2 protein-coding genes are annotated in these 1,444 nt (G+C 33.4%); one reads left to right on the forward strand and one right to left on the reverse strand.

The genetic code is table 11. The features are described from left to right. Nucleotides 1-696 (forward strand): hypothetical protein (locus CCZ01_RS10545; RefSeq protein ID WP_181566398.1); only part of this gene is annotated, 696 nt, incomplete at its 5' end. 34 nt (nt 697-730) lie between these two features. On the opposite strand, the gene CCZ01_RS09835 is transcribed toward CCZ01_RS10545, so the two are convergent. Further along, on the reverse strand, nt 731-1,222 hold the full coding sequence (locus CCZ01_RS09835) for a DUF4879 domain-containing protein (RefSeq protein ID WP_112053027.1): 492 nt from the start codon (nt 1,220-1,222) through the stop codon (nt 731-733). Between the last annotated feature and the right edge of the window lie 222 nt (nt 1,223-1,444).

Raw genomic sequence — 1,444 nt, forward strand, 5'->3', positions numbered from 1 at the left:
ACTAAAGAATCTACAAATTGGCTAGAAAATGATTCTATACAAAAGATTAAAACTCCACTCAAAGAGGGTTTAGGTATTTTAAGTCTTATCTCTCCTCAAAAGGCAGAAAACAAAGAACCACAAGAAACAGAAGCAGAAAAAATAGCAAGGATTACAAAACACATTAATGAGAAGTTTAATCCTAATAAAATTAAACGCAACAATATCACAGAAGAACAAGTTGCAGAAGCACTGAGAAGAAATGAAATTGTTTTTGATGAGAATGGGGAGGTAATTGATGGCTTTATACGAAATCCTAAACGAGATTGGTTTTTATATAGACATCTAGGCAATCCTTTTGCAGTCGAACTCAATAAAGCAGGGCTAACTGAAGAAGCAAGGGCGGCGAGTAAGCATTATGAGACATTAAGTCACGATGAAACATTTCCCATATTTGCATCATATATTTTCCAGCGCCTCTCCCAATCAAAGGCAATGACAGGCAGTTATGAACATGTCTTTTCCAATGCAATTCCTACCTTTAATTCTACAACCAAAAAGGGAATAATGGACGAATTCTTTAAGATGATTGACAAAAGTATTCAAATGAGGATAGACAACAAACAAGGACATTCCGCAGAAGCTGTAAAAGAAAAGGTGGAGACATTAACAGGTTTAAAAGATGCAGTTAAAGAAGTATACTCTAAGAATGCCTAGAATAGTAGGGGGAGGAAGCCCTCCCCTTCTAAGCTTAAACAATCATAATAGAATCTTGATAAAGACGTGCTGATATGCCCATTGCTTCAATCACAAATTGTCCAGCCTCTTGTGTTCCGCTTAAATCAAAATGGTCAATATATATGTCATTATCCTTGATATCTGTTTGATAGTTAGGCATTACATGGCTATTATATTTACCGTAGCGACTAGCCGTATAGCCATAGGTTGCCGTTGCAACATAAATATTTCCATCATGGTCAATATTAGTGCTTAATTGCCCTCTCTTGATTTCTTCCCATCGACCCTGCGTTGTTGTTGAAGCAACTCCTAAAATTTTCACTGCTGTTACAGGTTGTGCTGCTGCTCTTGAATGTTGTACTTCCATACCTTCAATAATATAATCGAGCATTTCTTGAGTTATCATACTTTCTAGCGTAGCATCAAAACCAATTTTAACGCCTTGATACACAATACTATTTGATTCATTTTGAATCTTTTCTGTATTAATTTGAGTGTTTTGCATAGCAACTCCAAATAAATTTTTTTACATTTAAAATGTAATGATTCATTTTAAAATATATTTCTTATTTATTTTATAAAAATATTAAAAATTTATATTTTTAGTTAGGAGGATGTTACGGATTGTAAAGGTGCAAGGATTAAAATATTATTCAAGTTTAATGCCATCATTTTCCTTTTTTCTAATAGGACTTTATTATATGTCTTTATGCTGAATTCTTGCTTT

This window comes from Helicobacter monodelphidis, from assembly GCF_003288845.1.
Classification (GTDB): Bacteria; Campylobacterota; Campylobacteria; order Campylobacterales; family Helicobacteraceae; genus NHYN01.